Source organism: Pseudomonas sp. Irchel 3A7, from assembly GCF_900187565.1.
Lineage (GTDB): Bacteria > Pseudomonadota > Gammaproteobacteria > Pseudomonadales > Pseudomonadaceae > Aquipseudomonas.
The window spans coordinates 335,684-351,833 of the sequence record NZ_FYED01000005.1 but is presented as its reverse complement, the minus strand read 5'-3'; the positions used below and the strand labels follow the sequence as shown (position 1 = coordinate 351,833).

Annotated in this window: 14 protein-coding genes and 1 tRNA gene; 11 read left to right on the top strand and 4 right to left on the bottom strand. The window is 59.6% G+C overall.

The annotated features are described in order from the left end of the window. Nucleotides 1-6 precede the first annotated feature (6 nt). The 5 genes from rbfA (at nucleotide 7) to CKW21_RS11020 (ending at nucleotide 4,256) form a co-directional block, all read left to right on the top strand. Nucleotides 7-408, top strand: coding sequence for a 30S ribosome-binding factor RbfA (gene rbfA / locus CKW21_RS11040; RefSeq protein WP_095193994.1), 402 nt, complete (start codon nucleotides 7-9; stop codon nucleotides 406-408). Between the two features lie 3 nt (nucleotides 409-411). Then, nucleotides 412-1,329 carry a tRNA pseudouridine(55) synthase TruB gene (gene truB, locus CKW21_RS11035; RefSeq protein ID WP_095193993.1) on the top strand — a complete coding sequence of 306 codons (918 nt, stop codon included), beginning with the start codon at nucleotides 412-414 and terminating at the stop codon, nucleotides 1,327-1,329. A gap of 142 nt (nucleotides 1,330-1,471) precedes the next feature. Continuing rightward, on the top strand, nucleotides 1,472-1,741 hold the full coding sequence (rpsO, locus tag CKW21_RS11030; protein WP_002555121.1) for a 30S ribosomal protein S15: 270 nt from the start codon (nucleotides 1,472-1,474) through the stop codon (nucleotides 1,739-1,741). A 196-nt stretch (nucleotides 1,742-1,937) separates the two neighbouring features. Continuing rightward, nucleotides 1,938-4,043, top strand: coding sequence for a polyribonucleotide nucleotidyltransferase (gene pnp / locus CKW21_RS11025; RefSeq protein WP_095193992.1), 2,106 nt, complete (start codon nucleotides 1,938-1,940; stop codon nucleotides 4,041-4,043). A gap of 137 nt (nucleotides 4,044-4,180) precedes the next feature. Beyond that, nucleotides 4,181-4,256, top strand: a tRNA-Thr gene (locus tag CKW21_RS11020). Between the two features lie 9 nt (nucleotides 4,257-4,265). Here the strand turns inward: CKW21_RS11020 and CKW21_RS11015 are convergent. After that, the gene (locus tag CKW21_RS11015; RefSeq protein WP_095193991.1) at nucleotides 4,266-4,772 is read right to left on the bottom strand and encodes a hypothetical protein; all 507 of its coding nucleotides are present in this window, start codon (nucleotides 4,770-4,772) and stop codon (nucleotides 4,266-4,268) included. 297 nt (nucleotides 4,773-5,069) lie between these two features. Here CKW21_RS11015 and CKW21_RS11010 point away from each other — a divergent pair, with 297 nt between their 5' ends. Continuing rightward, nucleotides 5,070-5,375 (top strand): DUF6388 family protein, encoded by a 306-nt coding sequence (locus CKW21_RS11010; RefSeq protein ID WP_095193990.1) that lies wholly within the window; start codon nucleotides 5,070-5,072, stop codon nucleotides 5,373-5,375. Between the two features lie 78 nt (nucleotides 5,376-5,453). Here CKW21_RS11010 and nadC read toward each other — a convergent pair whose 3' ends face one another. Beyond that, nucleotides 5,454-6,302 carry a carboxylating nicotinate-nucleotide diphosphorylase gene (gene nadC, locus CKW21_RS11005; RefSeq protein ID WP_095193989.1) on the bottom strand — a complete coding sequence of 283 codons (849 nt, stop codon included), beginning with the start codon at nucleotides 6,300-6,302 and terminating at the stop codon, nucleotides 5,454-5,456. A gap of 214 nt (nucleotides 6,303-6,516) precedes the next feature. Here nadC and ampD point away from each other — a divergent pair, with 214 nt between their 5' ends. From ampD to CKW21_RS10990, 3 genes are all read left to right on the top strand, one after another. Next, nucleotides 6,517-7,092: a 1,6-anhydro-N-acetylmuramyl-L-alanine amidase AmpD gene (ampD, locus tag CKW21_RS11000; RefSeq protein WP_095193988.1), complete on the top strand. Its 576-nt coding sequence runs from the start codon at nucleotides 6,517-6,519 to the stop codon at nucleotides 7,090-7,092. Beyond that, complete coding sequence (gene ampE / locus CKW21_RS10995) at nucleotides 7,089-7,925, top strand: regulatory signaling modulator protein AmpE (RefSeq protein WP_095193987.1); 837 nt, start codon at nucleotides 7,089-7,091, stop codon at nucleotides 7,923-7,925. Before ampD ends, ampE begins: the two co-directional genes overlap by 4 nt. A 185-nt stretch (nucleotides 7,926-8,110) precedes the next feature. Next, nucleotides 8,111-10,141, top strand: a complete 2,031-nt coding sequence (locus CKW21_RS10990; protein WP_095193986.1) for a methyl-accepting chemotaxis protein — start codon at nucleotides 8,111-8,113, stop codon at nucleotides 10,139-10,141. A gap of 126 nt (nucleotides 10,142-10,267) precedes the next feature. On the opposite strand, the gene CKW21_RS10985 is transcribed toward CKW21_RS10990, so the two are convergent. Both CKW21_RS10985 and cra read right to left on the bottom strand, forming a co-directional pair. After that, nucleotides 10,268-11,047 (bottom strand): TatD family hydrolase, encoded by a 780-nt coding sequence (locus tag CKW21_RS10985; protein ID WP_095193985.1) that lies wholly within the window; start codon nucleotides 11,045-11,047, stop codon nucleotides 10,268-10,270. Nucleotides 11,048-11,050: 3 nt separating this feature from the next. Beyond that, nucleotides 11,051-12,046 (bottom strand): catabolite repressor/activator, encoded by a 996-nt coding sequence (gene cra, locus CKW21_RS10980; protein WP_095193984.1) that lies wholly within the window; start codon nucleotides 12,044-12,046, stop codon nucleotides 11,051-11,053. A 292-nt stretch (nucleotides 12,047-12,338) separates the two neighbouring features. On the opposite strand from cra, the gene ptsP reads away from it, so the two are divergent. Beyond that, nucleotides 12,339-15,200, top strand: a complete 2,862-nt coding sequence (gene ptsP / locus CKW21_RS10975; RefSeq protein WP_095193983.1) for a phosphoenolpyruvate--protein phosphotransferase — start codon at nucleotides 12,339-12,341, stop codon at nucleotides 15,198-15,200. After that, nucleotides 15,200-16,141 (top strand): 1-phosphofructokinase, encoded by a 942-nt coding sequence (gene pfkB / locus CKW21_RS10970; RefSeq protein WP_095193982.1) that lies wholly within the window; start codon nucleotides 15,200-15,202, stop codon nucleotides 16,139-16,141. The genes ptsP and pfkB overlap by 1 nt, the downstream gene beginning before the upstream one ends. The last annotated feature ends 9 nt before the right edge of the window (nucleotides 16,142-16,150 follow it).

Genomic DNA, 16,150 nt, shown 5'->3' with positions numbered 1-16,150 from the left:
CAAGACATGGCAAAAGAATATAGCCGTACCCAACGTATCGGCGATCAGATGCAGCGCGAGCTGGCACAACTGATCCGTCGTGAAGTCAAAGACCCGCGCGTCGGCCTGGTCACCATTACCGCTGTGGAAGTCAGCCGTGACGTCGGTCACGCCAAGATCTTCATCACTGTGATGGGGCAGGACAGCCGCGAAGACATCGCACAAAGCATCAAGGTGCTCAACTCCGCCGCCGGCTTCCTGCGCATGCAGTTGGCCCGCGAGATGAAACTGCGCAGCGTTCCACAGTTGCACTTCCACTACGACGAAAGCGTCGTGCGCGGTGCGCATCTGTCGGCTTTGATCGAGCGCGCAGTGGCTGAAGACAATCAGCATCCGGTTGCGGCAGAAGCCGAAGACACCAAGGAGTAATCGGTGGCTCAGGTCAAACGTATCCGTCGTAACGTCAGCGGTATCATCCTGCTCGACAAACCGTTGGGGTTCACCTCCAACGCGGCACTGCAGAAGGTTCGCTGGCTGCTCAACGCCGAGAAGGCCGGACACACCGGCAGCCTCGATCCGCTGGCCACCGGTGTGTTGCCGTTGTGCTTCGGTGAGGCCACCAAGTTCTCGCAATACCTGCTCGATTCCGACAAAGGGTACGAAACCCTGGCGCAACTGGGCAAAACCACCACCACGGCGGATGCCGAGGGTGAAGTTTTGCAGGAGCGCCCGGTGACCGTTGGTCGCGCCGATATCGAGGCTGTGCTTCCGGATTTTCGCGGGCAAATCAGTCAGATACCGCCGATGTACTCGGCCCTCAAGCGTGATGGGCAGCCGCTGTACAAGCTGGCTCGCGCAGGTGAAGTAGTGGAGCGCGAACCGCGTTCTGTTACTATTACGCGCTTGGAATTGCTGGCCTTCGAAGGTGATACTGCGCGGCTTGCAGTGGATTGCAGCAAAGGCACCTATATCCGCACCCTGGTGGAGGATATTGGCGAGAAACTCGGTTGTGGTGCTTACGTCGCGGAACTGCGACGTACCCAGGCCGGGCCTTTCACGCTGGCTCAGACCGTCACCCTGGAAGAGCTGGAAGCGGTACATGCCGAAGGCGGCAACGAAGCGGTCGATCGCTTCCTGATGCCATCGGACAGCGGCTTGCTGGATTGGCCGCTACTGCAGTTCTCGGAAGCGAGCGCGTTCTATTGGCTCAATGGCCAGCCAGTACGTGCCCCCGACGCACCGAAATTTGGCATGGTACGAGTTCAGGATCACAATGGCCGCTTCATCGGTATCGGTGAAGTGAGCGAAGACGGGCGCATCGCGCCACGTCGACTGATTCGGTCAGAATGACCGAAACCAGTCTGTGTAACAGCAGGCTGGCGAGGGTGGCTGTCAACAGGCACGGTCACTACTCTTTTTTAGATACAGGGATTTGTCCCTGGCCTGTTGAAGCTGTTTCTCTGAAACAGTTTCCTGATAAAAGGATTGCCTCATGGCTCTCAGCGTTGAAGAAAAAGCTCAAATCGTTACCGACTACCAGCAAGCTGTTGGTGATACTGGTTCGCCAGAAGTGCAAGTTGCACTGCTGACCGCCAACATCAACAAACTGCAAGGTCACTTCAAGGCCAACGGTAAAGATCACCACTCCCGTCGTGGTCTGATCCGCATGGTTAACCAGCGTCGCAAGCTGCTGGACTACCTGAAAGGCAAAGACGTGAGCCGTTACAGCGCTCTGATCGGTCGCCTGGGTCTGCGTCGCTAATCAGCGATTGCGCTAGAGGTTGGTTGTCTGTCATGCATCAGCGGGTTTCCCGCGGGCGCATGGCAGGCTCCCAGCCTCAAGTTTTATCTGGACACACGCTTTACCCCTGGACAGGCGTTGGGCCGATTCCCGACATTGCCCAAGAATTTCGCAAGAAACCAGTTTCCCCAAGAGCCACAAAAGAAGGTAGGACACCGTGAACCCGGTAATCAAAAAATTCCAGTTCGGTCAGTCGACCGTTACCCTCGAGACTGGCCGTATCGCCCGTCAGGCCTCCGGCGCAGTATTGGTCACCGTTGACGACGACGTCAGCGTATTGGTGACCGTAGTCGGTGCCAAACAAGCCGATCCAGGCAAGGGTTTCTTCCCTTTGTCTGTTCACTACCAGGAAAAGACTTACGCTGCCGGTAAGATCCCTGGCGGTTTCTTCAAGCGTGAAGGCCGTCCTTCCGAGAAAGAAACCCTGACTTCCCGACTGATCGACCGTCCGATCCGTCCGCTGTTCCCTGAAGGCTTCATGAACGAAGTGCAGGTTGTCTGCACCGTCGTTTCCACCAGCAAGAAGACCGATCCGGACATCGCTGCGATGATCGGTACTTCGGCTGCCCTGGCCATCTCCGGCATTCCTTTCGATGGTCCGATCGGCGCTGCCCGCGTTGCCTTCCACGAAAGCACCGGCTACCTGCTGAACCCGACTTACGAGCAACTGGCTGCTTCGAGCCTGGACATGGTCGTTGCCGGTACTTCCGAAGCTGTTCTGATGGTTGAATCGGAAGCCAAAGTGCTGACCGAAGACCAGATGCTGGGCGCCGTACTGTTTGCACACGATGAGTTCCAGGCCGTGATCCAGGCCGTCAAAGAGCTGGCTGCCGAAGCTGCCAAGCCAACCTGGACCTGGGCACCGCAAGCCGAAGCCACCGAACTGCTGGGCGCCATCCGTGCCGAGTTCGGCGAAGCGATCTCCCAGGCTTACACCATCACCGTCAAGGCCGACCGTTACGCTCGCCTGGGCGAGCTGAAGGATCAAGTGGTTGCCAAGCTGTCCGGCGAAGAAGGCCAGCCTTCCGCTGCTGACGTCAAAGCGGCATTCGGTGAAATCGAATACCGTACCGTTCGCGAAAACATCGTAAACGGCAAGCCACGTATTGACGGTCGCGACACTCGCACCGTTCGTCCGCTGAACATCGAAGTCGGCGTTCTGCCGAAGACCCACGGTTCGGCGCTGTTCACCCGTGGCGAAACCCAGGCTCTGGTAGTCGCGACGCTGGGCACCGCCCGTGACGCACAACTGCTGGACACTCTGGAAGGCGAGAAAAAAGACCCGTTCATGCTGCACTACAACTTCCCTCCGTTCTCGGTGGGCGAGTGTGGTCGCATGGGTGGCGCCGGTCGTCGCGAAATCGGTCACGGTCGTCTGGCCCGTCGTTCGGTTCAGGCCATGCTGCCAGCCGCTGACGTGTTCCCGTACACCATCCGTGTTGTATCGGAAATCACCGAATCCAACGGTTCCAGCTCCATGGCTTCGGTTTGCGGTGCTTCCCTGGCGCTGATGGACGCCGGTGTACCGATGAAGGCACCGGTTGCCGGTATCGCCATGGGCCTGGTTAAAGAAGGCGAGAAGTTCGCCGTCCTGACCGACATCCTGGGTGACGAAGACCACCTGGGCGACATGGACTTCAAGGTAGCCGGTACCGCCAAAGGTGTTACCGCGCTGCAGATGGACATCAAGATCAAGGGCATCACCGAAGAGATCATGGAAATCGCCCTGGGCCAAGCCCTGGAAGCGCGCCTGAACATCCTCGGTCAGATGAACCAGATTATTGGTCAGTCGCGTACCGAGCTGTCGGCCAACGCACCGACCATGATCGCGATGAAAATCGACACCGACAAAATCCGTGATGTCATCGGTAAAGGCGGCGCGACCATTCGTGCGATCTGTGAAGAGACCAAGGCTTCGATCGACATCGAAGACGACGGTTCGATCAAGATCTTCGGCGAAACCAAGGAAGCGGCTGAAGCTGCACGTCAGCGCGTTCTGGGCATCACCGCCGAGGCCGAGATCGGCAAGATCTACGTCGGTAAGGTTGAGCGTATCGTCGACTTCGGCGCATTCGTCAACATCCTGCCTGGCAAGGACGGTCTGGTTCACATCTCGATGCTGAGCGACGCTCGCGTTGAGAAAGTGACCGACATCCTGAAGGAAGGCCAGGAAGTGGAAGTGCTGGTACTGGACGTGGACAACCGCGGCCGTATCAAGCTGTCCATCAAGGACGTGGCAGCAGCCAAGGCTTCGGGCGTTTAATCACGCCTCCAGCCTGTCTGCTACAACGTTGCAAAAAGGCCCCGCAGTGAAAACTGCGGGGCCTTTTTTATACGGGAAGAACTGAGGTGCTGGCTGAAGTTGCCGGTATCGCTACGTGATGCTAGGTTTAGCCCACAGCCCGTGTAGCTCAGTCGGTAGAGCAGCGCACTCGTAACGCGAAGGTCGCAGGTTCGATTCCTGTCTCGGGCACCACGCTGCACCTCATTTCACTTTTCTGCTCAACTCCTCGACAGTGCGTTTGAGCTGATCCATTTCGCGATCCTGATCGCTGACTTCCCGCTTGAGGTTCGAGATCTCGCTGGTGTTCGAGCTTGAGCTGGAGCCGTTGTTGCGCTTGAGCTCTTCCACTTGTTTGCCGAGATTATCCAGATCGCGTTCCTGCTCGTTGATCGTGCGCTTGAGTTCCTCGATCTCCTTGCTGCTGGAGCTGGAACTGGATCCGCTGCTGCGCTTGAGTTCTTCGATCTGGCGCGCCTGATCGCTGAGGGTGTCTTGCATTTTTTTCAGATCGCCAACGTCGACATCTGATTTGATCAGCACGTCTTTGCCGAACTCGCTGTGAATGGCGGTAATTTTATCGCTGGGATACGTGCTGCTATTACTCAGTTCAATTCCCGCCAGAGCGGTTCCTGAAAGGGCCATGGCACCCAAGAGGGCAGTCATTGTGGTTGCGGACAAAGCAGACGAAAGCTTCGAAAAACGGCGCATCACTGAGGTTCCTTGTGAAGTGCCATATGGCACATCGCTATGACTTGGCGTTTTGACTTATGTTCCCAGGCACCTCTGACGGAAAGTGAGTTTTTTGTGGGGTTGATGTAAAGAGTCGTGTAAATCGTCCGACAAACATCCTATATTCGGAGCCTGCATGAGCTTCGCCCAGCAGTTTTCAGATGATCCAGAATGGTCCTGAAGGCCAGATAAACCGGGCTTCTAACGGTTTTTTGCGTCAGAGAGATCCTTGATGATCCAGATCCATCTTCCATTCCCCAGATCAACGAGAACGCCATGACCGTTAAAGAATTGACTCAAGAAGCCAGACACGAAGAAGCCCTGAAGAAGTATGTGCTGGACGCACCCGAATTGATGGACGAGATCAAGGACTTGCCAGCCGATGATCAGAAAGACCAGATCCAGTGGGCGTTCGAGGATGAAGCAGAAGCCCAGGGGTTACAGCCGTGGGAGCTGACCCTCAAGTACACCACCACCCCGGAAGAATACGAGGCCGAGCGCCTGAAGCTGCACAAGGAAGCGGCAGAGATATTGGGCGTCGAGTGGGAAGAGTACTGCGAGATGAACAATCTGGTGGTTTGAGAGCAGCTTCAAGCTTCAAGCGGCAAGCTACAAGTCAAAGCAAGTCAGCTTGCCGCTTGAGGCTTGTAGCTGCTTCTCTCATAGACTCAAACGCATCGACAGATCCACAGCCTTCACATCCTTGGTCATCGCACCAATGGAAATGTAATCAACACCGGTTTCGGCGATGGGCAGCAAGGTGCTTTCGTTGATTCCGCCACTGGCCTCCAGCTTTGCCTTGCCGTCGTTCAGGCGTACGGCTTCGCGCATGTCATCCAGGCTCAATTCGTCAAGCATGATGATATCGGCACCGGCCGCCAGCGCCTCTTTGAGCTCAACCAGGCTTTCCACTTCGATCTCCACCGGTTTGCCCGGTGCGATTTTGTGTGCCGCGGCGATGGCCTGCGAGATGCCGCCGCAAGCGGCGATATGGTTTTCCTTGATCAGGAAGGCGTCATAAAGGCCAATGCGGTGGTTGTGGCAACCGCCACAGGTCACTGCGTACTTTTGCGCCAGACGCAGCCCCGGCAAGGTTTTACGGGTGTCGAGCAACTTCACCTGAGTCTGGGCCACGAAGTCCGCCAGGTATTGGGCGCGAGTGGCCACGCCGGACAATAGTTGCAGGAAGTTCAGCGCGCTACGTTCACCGGTCAGCAGCGAGCGGGCCGGCCCTTCGAGGTGGAACAGCACTTGGTTGGGTTTGACCCGTTCACCATCGGCGACTTGCCAGTGCACCGCCACTCGCGGGTCCAGTTGCCGAAACACGGTATCCACCCAGGCGGTACCACAGATGACAGCGGCGTCGCGGGTAATGATGGTGGCTTTGGCCAGGCGTTCGGTCGGGATCAATTGCGCGGTGATGTCGCCGCTGCCGACGTCTTCGAGCAACGCACGGCGCACGTTGGCTTCGATTTCGGCGGTCAAATCGGCGAGACGTAGATTCGGCATAACGGGCTCCACAAACAAAGTGGCCCGATTATAGGGCCATGGTGCCAGGCAACCCAAGGCATCCGCGACGTTCCGCGCGCTGCGGAGCCTGTATTTGGTCGATTCCCGCGAACCGACGACGGTCCGTTGCGTCTCAATCGCGGCAAGTGATCGCCTCCAGAGGGGCTATCACGGCATACTGGGCACCAACACAATCGTCGTTGAAGGAATCGGTATGCAGTTGGACCCCGCGAGCGGTTGGTGTCAGGACGTACATTTGTGTCCTTCGCCCAACTTCAATGCGCGCCCCACGGGCGAAGTTTCCCTGCTGGTGATCCACAACATCAGCTTGCCGCCGGCGCAATTCGCCACCGGCAAGGTGCAGGCGTTTTTCCAGAATCGTCTGGATGTCACGGAGCACCCTTACTTTGAGGGGATTGCCGACCTGCGGGTATCTGCGCACTTTTTGATCGAGCGAGACGGCACCGTCACCCAGTTTGTCTCTTGCCTTGAGCGTGCCTGGCACGCAGGGGTTTCGAGTTTCGAGGGGCGGGAAACCTGTAACGATTTTTCCGTGGGCATCGAGCTTGAAGGCACGGATGATCTGCCATTCACCGATGCTCAGTACGATGCGTTGATTGCCCTGACCCGGCAGCTGCAAAGCGCCTTCACCGCCATCACGCCACAACGTATCTGCGGGCACAGCGACATCGCGCCCGGGCGCAAGACCGATCCGGGACCGGCGTTCGACTGGGCACGCTATCGTGCGGCCCTGGCGAAAGGCGTGCTGGAAAAAGAGGAGAAACAATGAGTTTTCTGGTGTTGCTGCTGGCGGTATGGATCGAGAAGTTCTCGGCGTTGCGCCATCAGATTCAGCGAGATGGCGGTTGGGTGCGCGAGTTGCACAAGCTTGAATCCAGCCCGCGTCTGGCAAAAAGTCCATGGCTGGTTCTGGTCGTGCTGGTGCTGTTACCGGTCGCGTTGTTGGGTTTGCTGTTGCTGGTGCTGGACCCGGTGGCCTACGGTCTGTTGGCATTGCCGGTGCACCTGCTGGTGGTGATTTACAGCCTGGGGCGTGGTGATCTGCTGGGCGGTCTGGGGCCATTTCGCGATGCCTGGCGTCGGGAAGACCTGCAAGCCGCGGCCCACGTCGCCAAACGCGACCTCGATATCTGCGCCGACAGCGGCGAGCAACTGCTGGAGAGAGTCGAAGGGCATTTGTTGTGGGAGGCTTACCAGAGCTTCTTCGCGGTGATTTTCTGGTACTTCCTGTTGGGGCCGGTCGCCGCCCTGAGCTACCGGCTGCTGGCACTGGCTGAAGAGCACGGGCAAAACCCTGCTGTGGTCGAACGCGCTGCGCAACTGCGCCACGCCTTCGATTGGGTGCCGGTACGTTTGCTGGCGGCGAGTTTTGCCTTGGTCGGCAACTTTGTCTCGGTCAGCCGGGTAATGTTGCACGAGCTGCTGAACTGGAACATCAGTGCGGCCCAACTGATCGAGAAGGCCGGGCTGGTGGCCGCCGAAATCCCGGCCCCGGTGGTCGGGCCTGAAGGCATCATCAACCTCGACCGGATCTGGGAGTTGCTGTTGCGGGCGGCGGTGCTCTGGTATGCAGGGTTTGCGTTATGGACTGTGTTGCCCTGATGGAATAGATCAAGATCAAAAGATCGCAGCCTGCGACAGCTCCTACTGGCTGCGATCTTTTGCCGTTAACCTTAAGTTACAAAACACTCCCCTGATTTGAGCTATATAGAGATAGCGCCCAATAGTGGCTATCTGCTGTCGAGCTGCGCCTGCCAATAAAAATAAGAAATCAAGGGAGACTTCCAGTGAAGAGCTTGCTCTATCCCGCCGTCGCGCTGATGAATCGCCTGAGCTTCGGCATGAAGTTCAGCCTGATCAGTGTTCTGTTCCTGGTGCCGATGCTGGTGACCAACTTCTATCTGGTGCGTGATTCCTATCGCGAATTCCAGGGCACCCGGGTCGAACTGCAGAGCCTGGACCTGTTGGGCAGCAGCCTGACACTACGGCGCGATCTGGAAACCCTGAACAACCTGGTGCAGATCAATGTCGCCCTCGGTCAGTCCGGTAAGGCCGGCAATGTCGAGGCGCAGATCGGTACGCTGGGGCAAAGCGTCTTAAGCCGTTTGCAGGGCCTGTCGGCGATGACCACCGACCCGGAGCAAATCGCCGTTTTTGATGGTAAACGCGATGAAATGATCGCCGCTTTCAAGGCACAGCAAACGGAAAGCTCGCTGCAAAGCAAAAGTGCCTTGATCGGAAAACTGCTGGGCAGCGCACAGATTTTCAGCCAGATCATCGCCAGTCAGGCAGGTTTGAGTCGCGATACGCAGAGCGACATGCGCCAGTTGACTGAACTCATCACCAATATCACCCCGGCCGTCACCCAACTTGTGGGGGACGGTCGGGCGATGGGTTCATATTCGTTGGGGCAGGGCTTTCTCAATTCATCGTCGAGCACCCGTTTCGATGAGCTGTTGGCGCAGATCGAAAAACTCCAGGCCGAATATGGGTTGAAATTGCAGGACGTACTGGCCTCCAGCAAAGCCGCGGGTGAAACCCTGGCGGCTCAGGCCGATAGCAGCAAGCTGTCACTGAAAAAGGCCAGTGAGCTGTTCGAAGAGCAAGTGGTGATGGCCGATACGCTGGATGCGCCGTGGCAGGCCTTTTACGATCAGGTCACGGTCCTGATGGACCAGACCTACCAGCTCAACGAAGCCACTCTTAAATTTCTCGGCACTCAGTTACAGCACCGTCTGGAGCAGAACCAAACCCACATGATCTTGCAGGCCGTCGCGCTGTCGGTGGTATTTGTATTGATTTTTTACTTGTATGGCGGCTTCTACGCTTCGACCCGCACCACGCTCAAGCGCCTTGGCGGGGTGATGGACAAGGTGGCGGCTGGCGACATGACCGTCACTTTCAGCGCCAACAGCCGTGATGAACTGGGCGAGTTGGGTGAGGTGTTCAACGGCACCGTGAAGAAAATCCATGACCTGATCGAGCGTGTGGGGCAGACCGTGAGCGAGGTCGAGCGCCAGGCCGGTCAGGTGGAGAACGTCTCCGCGCAAAGCAACCAGGCCGTGGCCGGGCAGCGTACGCAGATCGAGCAGGTTGCCACGGCGATGAACCAGATGTCCGCCACATCCCTGGAGGTCGCGCGCAGTGCCGCCGCCGCGGTCAACAGTGCCCACAGCGTCAACGACGAAACCATCAGCGGTCGCGGGCTGGTGCAATCCCAGCAGGGCAGCATCGCCGCGCTGGCCAGCGAGATCGATCAATCGGTGCTGGTGATCAATCAACTGGCCAGTGACAGCCAGTCCATCAGTCGTGTGCTGGAAGTGATCAAGAGTATTGCCGAACAGACCAACCTGTTGGCGCTCAATGCCGCAATCGAAGCGGCCCGGGCGGGAGAGCAGGGGCGTGGATTCGCGGTGGTGGCGGACGAGGTCCGGACACTGGCCAAGCGTACCCAGCAATCGACCGAAGAAATCGAGCAGATGATCGCCAAACTCCACGGCGGAGTCGGCGCTGCCGTGAAGGCGATGGGTGTGAGCCATGAGATGGCGAACGGCACCGTCGGCCAGTCGGAAAAGGTCCAGCAGGCGCTGGAAAATATTCTTGGCGCGGTGGGCATGATCGTCGACCAGAACCAGCAGATCGCTGCCGCCGTGGAACAGCAAACCGCCGTGGCCCACGACATCGACCAAAACATCGTCGAGATCAACCGCGCCGGTGAGCGCACCGCCGAAGGTGCGCACCAGACCGAAGATGCCAGCCGCGCGTTGTCGGCGCAGGTGGTGGAGCTCAAACAACTGATCAGCGCGTTTCGGGTTTAACAGGCACCGCGATAAAAATGTGGGAGCGAGCCTGCTCGCGAAAGCGGTATTTCAGTCGACTTGATCGTTGACTGACTCGCCGCCTTCGCGAGCAGGCTCGCTCCCACCAGTGTTTTGGGTTATCGGTTACTGCCAGTTGAACACTTCGCAGGCATTGGCGGTGCTGACGGCGGCCAGCCGTTCGGGGCTGACCGCCATGATGTCGGCCAGCGCCGCGCAGATCGCCGGCAAGTGCGCCGGGCTGTTGCGCTGGCCGGGAAACATGGCGGGCGCCATGTCCGGCGAGTCGGTTTCCAGTACCACCGAGTCCAGCGGCAACTCGGCCAGAACGCGGTGCATGCGCAGTGCCTGCGGCCAGGTGGCGGCGCCGCCCAGGCCAAGTTTGAAACCAAGCTTGATGTATTCCCGGGCTTCTTCGCGACTGCCGGCAAAGGCGTGGATGATGCCGGCACGTTTCAGGCGAAACCGTTTGAGCGTGGCAATCACTGCCGCGTGGCTGCGCCGTACGTGAATCAGTGCCGGCAGATTGAAGTCTGCCGCCAGTTGCAGTTGTGCGTCGAACAGCGCTTGCTGGCGTTCACGGTCGAGGGTTTCGATGAAGTAGTCCAGGCCGATTTCACCCACCGCGCACAGTTGTCGATGACCGTACAGCCGGGTCAACCAATCCCCGAGTTCCGTCAGATGTTCAGGGCGATGATCGTCCAGATAGACAGGGTGCAAACCGAACGCGGCATGCAGGTCGGGATCACTTTGCACCAGGTCCCAGACCCGCTGCCAATTGCCCTGATAAACCCCCAATACCACCATCCGCCGCACCCCGAGGGTGCGGCTTTCGGTCATCAACACCTGTCGATCGGCGTCGAAGTCCGGAAAATCCAGGTGGGTGTGGGTGTCGATCAACTCCACGGTTCAGTCCTGGCGAATGCGTTGCTTGAAGGTGCGCGCAATGGCTTGCACGCCGGGTTGGTAATCGGACTGCTCGATGGCGGCCAGGGCCAGCGCCAGGGCTTTGTCGGCAATCAACTGATGCTGCTGGGCCATGGCATTGACCGGCAACGGCAGGAAGTCCAGCAACTGGGTGTCGCCAAACGTGCCGAGGCGCAATGGACGGGATTTCAGCGGGAAGTCATGCAAGGCATCGAACACGCCCTGGAGTAGTACGTAAGAAGTGGTCACCAACGCCTCGGGCAAATGCCCGACACGCTGGAGCAGTTCTTCCATCAACTGTCTGCCGCATTCACGGCTGAACGATTCGCCCTGTTCGATCAATATTTCACCGTCGTACCCGACCAGCGCTTCCCTGAAACCTGCGGCCCGTTCCTGGCTGATGCTCAGTTCCGGGCGGGCGCCGATCAAGGCGATCTGCTTGGGCAGCGGGTCGAGCAGGCTGCGGGTCAATTGCAGACTGGCTTCGCGGTCGTCGCTGATCACCGAGCAGAAATGTTCCGGCTCCATGACCCGGTCGATCGCAATGATAGGGATGCCTTTGGCCTGCAATTGGCGATAGCTGTCATCGCCGGGCGGCAGGCAACTGGCGACGATCAGCGCATCGCAGCGCCGGGCGCGGAACAGCTTCAGCAATTGCCGTTCGCTGTCCGGCGCATCGTCGGAGCTGGCGATCAGCAACTGATAGCCGCGAGCCCGTGCCCCTTGCTCCAGCAACTTGGCAATTCGCGCGTAGCTGGGGTTTTCCAGGTCCGGCAGTATGAAACCCAGGGTGCGGGTGTGGCGACTGCGCAGCCCGGCGGCCTGGGGGTTGGGCGTGAAGCCGTGCTGGTCGACCACCGCGCGCACGCGCTCGACGGTGGCACTGCTGATGCGTTGCTGTTCGGCCTTGCCATTGATGACATAGCTGGCGGTGGTAACGGACACACCGGCCAACTGGGCGATATCACTGAGTTTCAACCCGCTGATTCCTTGTTTTTTCGAGCATGCCCGACATTTTCGTCAATCCTACCCGATTCAGGCAGTCGACCATTGTCGTGGCGCATCCGACAATTGGACTTCAAGAGAAAGAAATTATGGAGTAACGTGCCAATCATTCTAGATTAAACGTTTCAGCAAGCGTATTTGCTACCATATTGATGCCTTTGGTCGGTTCTGCCGCAAAACCGCCAAATGCTGTCTTCGGACAAGCGCGTAAGCTGAATCACTCAAAACAATACCTGGTGCCGACAAGCGCCAAAAAGGAGAAAGCATGCTCGAACTCACTGTAGAGCAGATATCCATGGGCCAGTCGGCTGTGGATAAGTCCGAAGCCTTGCAGTTGCTGGCCCGTCATCTGGTTGCCGATGGCCTGGTCGCCGACGGTTACCTCGCCGGTTTGCAGGCACGCGAAGCCCAGGGCTCGACCTTTCTCGGTCAAGGTATTGCCATTCCCCACGGTACGCCGCAAACCCGCGATCAGGTGTTCACCACGGGGGTGCGCTTGATGCAGTTCCCCGATGGCGTGGACTGGGGCGATGGGCAGATCGTGTACCTGGCGATCGGGATCGCCGCCAAATCCGATGAACACCTGCGCCTGTTGCAATTGCTGACCCGCGCCCTTGGCGAAACCGATCTGGGCCAGGCCTTGCGTCGCGCCAGTTCTGCCGAAGCCTTGCTGAAACTGCTGCAAGGTGCGCCGCAAGAACTGGCGCTGGATGCGCAAATGATCGGCCTGGGCGTTGCCGCCGAAGACTTTGAAGAGCTGGTTTGGCGCGGCGCACGCCTGCTGCGCCAGGCCGACTGCGTCAGCAATGGTTTTTCCGCCGTGCTGCAGCAGGTCGAAGCGTTGCCACTGGGTGACGGCCTGTGGTGGTTGCACAGCGAGCAAACTGTGAAACGCCCGGGATTGGCCTTCGTCACTCCGGATAAACCATTGCGCTACCTCGGTCAGCCGCTGAGCGGTTTGTTCTGTCTGGCCAGCCTGGGTGAAGCCCATCAAGCCCTGCTCGAACGCCTTTGTGCATTGCTGATTGAAGGTCGCGGCCATGAATTGGGCCGCGCCACCAGCTGCCGCGCAGTGCTGGAGGTGCTCGGCGGTGAATTGCCGGCTGATTGGCCGAGTGCACGCATTGCGCTGGCCAACGCCCACGGTTTGCATGCGCGGCCGGCGAAAATCCTCGCGCAACTGGCGAAAAGCTTTGAGGGTGAGATTCGCATCCGCATCGTCGAGAGCCAGGACAGCGCGGTGTCGGTGAAGAGCTTGAGCAAGCTGCTCAGCCTGGGTGCCCGACGTGGTCAGGTGCTGGAAATCATCGCCGAGCCGAGCATCGCCGCCGATGCATTGCCTGCGTTGTTGGCCGCCATCGAAGAAGGTCTGGGTGAAGAAGTCGAGCCATTGCCAGCGGTGAGCCAGCCACGGGAAGAAGTCGTCGAAGTCGCCGAGGTGTTGCTGGCACCGGCGTCCGGCACGCTGGTGCAGGCCATTGCTGCGGCACCGGGCATTGCGATCGGCCCGGCACACATTCAAGTGCTGCAAAACATTGATTATCCGCTGCGCGGTCAGTCCGCGGCCATCGAGCGCGACCGCCTCAAGCAGGCGCTTGCGGATGTGCGAAGCGACATTGGCGGCTTGATCGAACGCAGCAAGGCCAAGGCGATTCGCGAGATTTTCGTCACCCATCAGGAAATGCTCGACGACCCGGAACTGACCGATGAAGTCGACACCCGCCTCAAGCAGGGCGAAAGCGCCGAGGCAGCGTGGATGTCGGTGATCGAAGCCGCCGCTCGACAACAGGAATCGTTGCAGGATGCCTTGCTCGCCGAGCGCGCCGCCGATTTGCGTGATATCGGTCGCCGCGTGCTGGCACAGTTGTGTGGTGTCGAAACGCCGAGCGAACCCGAACAGCCGTACATTCTGGTGATGGACGAAGTCGGTCCGTCCGACGTGGCGCGTCTTGATCCGACCCGAGTTGCCGGCATCCTTACCGCCCGTGGTGGCGCCACTGCCCACAGCGCCATCGTCGCCCGGGCCTTGGGTATTCCGGCACTGGTCGGCGCCGGTGCGGCGGTATTGCTGCTGGCGCCAGGCACTCCATTGCTGCTCGATGGCCAACGCGGTCGTTTGCATGTGGATGCTGATGCGACAACCTTGCAGCGCGCCACCGAAGAACGCGACACCCGCGAACAACGCCTGAAAGCTGCCGCCGAACAACGTCATCTACCGGCATTGACCACCGACGGACATGCCGTCGAAGTGTTCGCCAACATTGGTGAAAGCGCCGGTGTGACCGGCGCGGTGGAGCAGGGCGCCGAAGGCATCGGCCTGCTGCGCACCGAACTGATTTTCATGGCCCACCCGCAAGCGCCGGACGAAGCCACCCAGGAAGCTGAATACCGCCGCGTACTCGATGGCCTCGCCGGGCGGCCGCTGGTGGTGCGTACCCTCGATGTTGGCGGTGACAAACCGCTGCCCTATTGGCCGATCGCCAAGGAAGAAAACCCGTTCCTTGGCGTGCGTGGCATTCGCTTGACCCTGCAACGGCCGCAGATCATGGAAGCGCAGTTGCGCGCCCTGCTGCGGGCCGCCGACAACCGTCCGCTGCGCATCATGTTCCCCATGGTCGGCAGCGTTGACGAGTGGCGCCAGGCGCGGGACATGACCGAACGCCTGCGCCTGGAAATCCCGGTCGCGGACCTGCAACTGGGCATCATGATCGAAGTGCCGTCGGCGGCATTGCTGGCGCCGGTGTTGGCCAAAGAGGTCGACTTCTTCAGCGTCGGCACCAACGACCTGACCCAATACACCCTGGCTATCGACCGTGGTCATCCGACCTTGTCGGCCCAGGCCGATGGCTTGCACCCGGCAGTGCTGCAACTGATCGACATCACCGTGCGCGCGGCCCATGCCCATGGCAAATGGGTTGGCGTGTGCGGTGAGCTGGCGGCCGATCCGCTGGCGGTGCCGGTGCTGGTCGGGCTGGGCGTGGATGAGCTGAGCGTGGGCGGGCGCAGCATCGCCGAGGTCAAGGCGCGGATTCGCGAACTGAGCCTCAGCCAAACCCAAACCCTCGCCCAAGCGGCACTCGCCGTAGGCAGCGCCAATGAAGTGCGCGCATTAGTGGAGGCCCTGTAATGGCCAAGATTCTGACCCTGACCCTCAATCCGGCGCTGGACCTCACCGTGCAGTTACCGCGCTTGGAACCCGGTCAGGTCAACCGCAGCGACGCCATGCACACACACGCCGCCGGCAAAGGCGTGAACGTGGCGCAGGTGCTGGCCGACCTCGGGCATCAGCTGACAGTCAGCGGTTTCCTCGGCGAGGACAACCTGCAGGCGTTCGAAACCCTGTTCGCCAAGCGCGGTTTTGTCGACGCGTTCATTCGTGTGCCCGGTGAGACCCGCAGCAATATAAAGCTGGCGGAAAGCGACGGCCGCATCACCGACCTCAACGGTCCGGGGCCACTGGTCAGTGCCGCGGCGCAGCAAGCGTTGCTCGATCGGCTTGATCAGATTGCACCGTTGCATGACGCCGTCGTTGTCGCGGGAAGCTTGCCGCAAGGCGTCAGCCCGCAGTGGTTGCAGGCCTTGATCCTGCGCTTGAAAAACCTCGGTTTGAACGTTGCCCTCGATACCAGTGGCGAGGCCTTGGCCGCGGCGCTCAAGGCCGGTCCATGGCTGATCAAACCCAACACCGAAGAGCTGGCCGAAGTGTTGGGTGGCGAGGTGGTTTCGGTCCTGGCCCAGGCCGAAGTGGCGAACCGCTTGCACGCTCAAGGTATCGAACATGTGGTGATTTCCCACGGCGCCGAGGGCGTGAATTGGTTCAGTGTCGGCTCGGCGCTGCATGCCACGCCGCCCAGGGTCAGCGTCGCCAGTACGGTGGGCGCGGGTGACTCGTTGCTGGCGGGCATGCTTCACGGTTTGCTCAGTGCCGACACACCCGAGCAGACCTTGCGCACCGCCACGGCGATTGCCGCGATGGCGGTCACCCAGATCGGTTTCGGCATTGGCGATGCGGCGCACCTGGCGCAGCTCGAACAGGGTGTACGCGTGCGTCCCCTGACAGAACAATAAGAGGGTTGG

Bases quoted from the DNA above. Each gene is read 5' to 3' on its own strand.
- rbfA (WP_095193994.1), top strand. From the start codon at position 7: ATGGCAAAAGAATATAGCCGTACCCAACGTATCGGCGATCAGATGCAG.
- rpsO (WP_002555121.1), top strand. From the start codon at position 1,472: ATGGCTCTCAGCGTTGAAGAAAAAGCTCAAATCGTTACCGACTACCAG.
- CKW21_RS11015 (WP_095193991.1), bottom strand. From the start codon at position 4,772: ATGCGCCGTTTTTCGAAGCTTTCGTCTGCTTTGTCCGCAACCACAATG.
- CKW21_RS11010 (WP_095193990.1), top strand. From the start codon at position 5,070: ATGACCGTTAAAGAATTGACTCAAGAAGCCAGACACGAAGAAGCCCTG.
- nadC (WP_095193989.1), bottom strand. From the start codon at position 6,302: ATGCCGAATCTACGTCTCGCCGATTTGACCGCCGAAATCGAAGCCAAC.
- ampD (WP_095193988.1), top strand. From the start codon at position 6,517: ATGCAGTTGGACCCCGCGAGCGGTTGGTGTCAGGACGTACATTTGTGT.
- ampE (WP_095193987.1), top strand. From the start codon at position 7,089: ATGAGTTTTCTGGTGTTGCTGCTGGCGGTATGGATCGAGAAGTTCTCG.
- ptsP (WP_095193983.1), top strand. From the start codon at position 12,339: ATGCTCGAACTCACTGTAGAGCAGATATCCATGGGCCAGTCGGCTGTG.
- pfkB (WP_095193982.1), top strand. From the start codon at position 15,200: ATGGCCAAGATTCTGACCCTGACCCTCAATCCGGCGCTGGACCTCACC.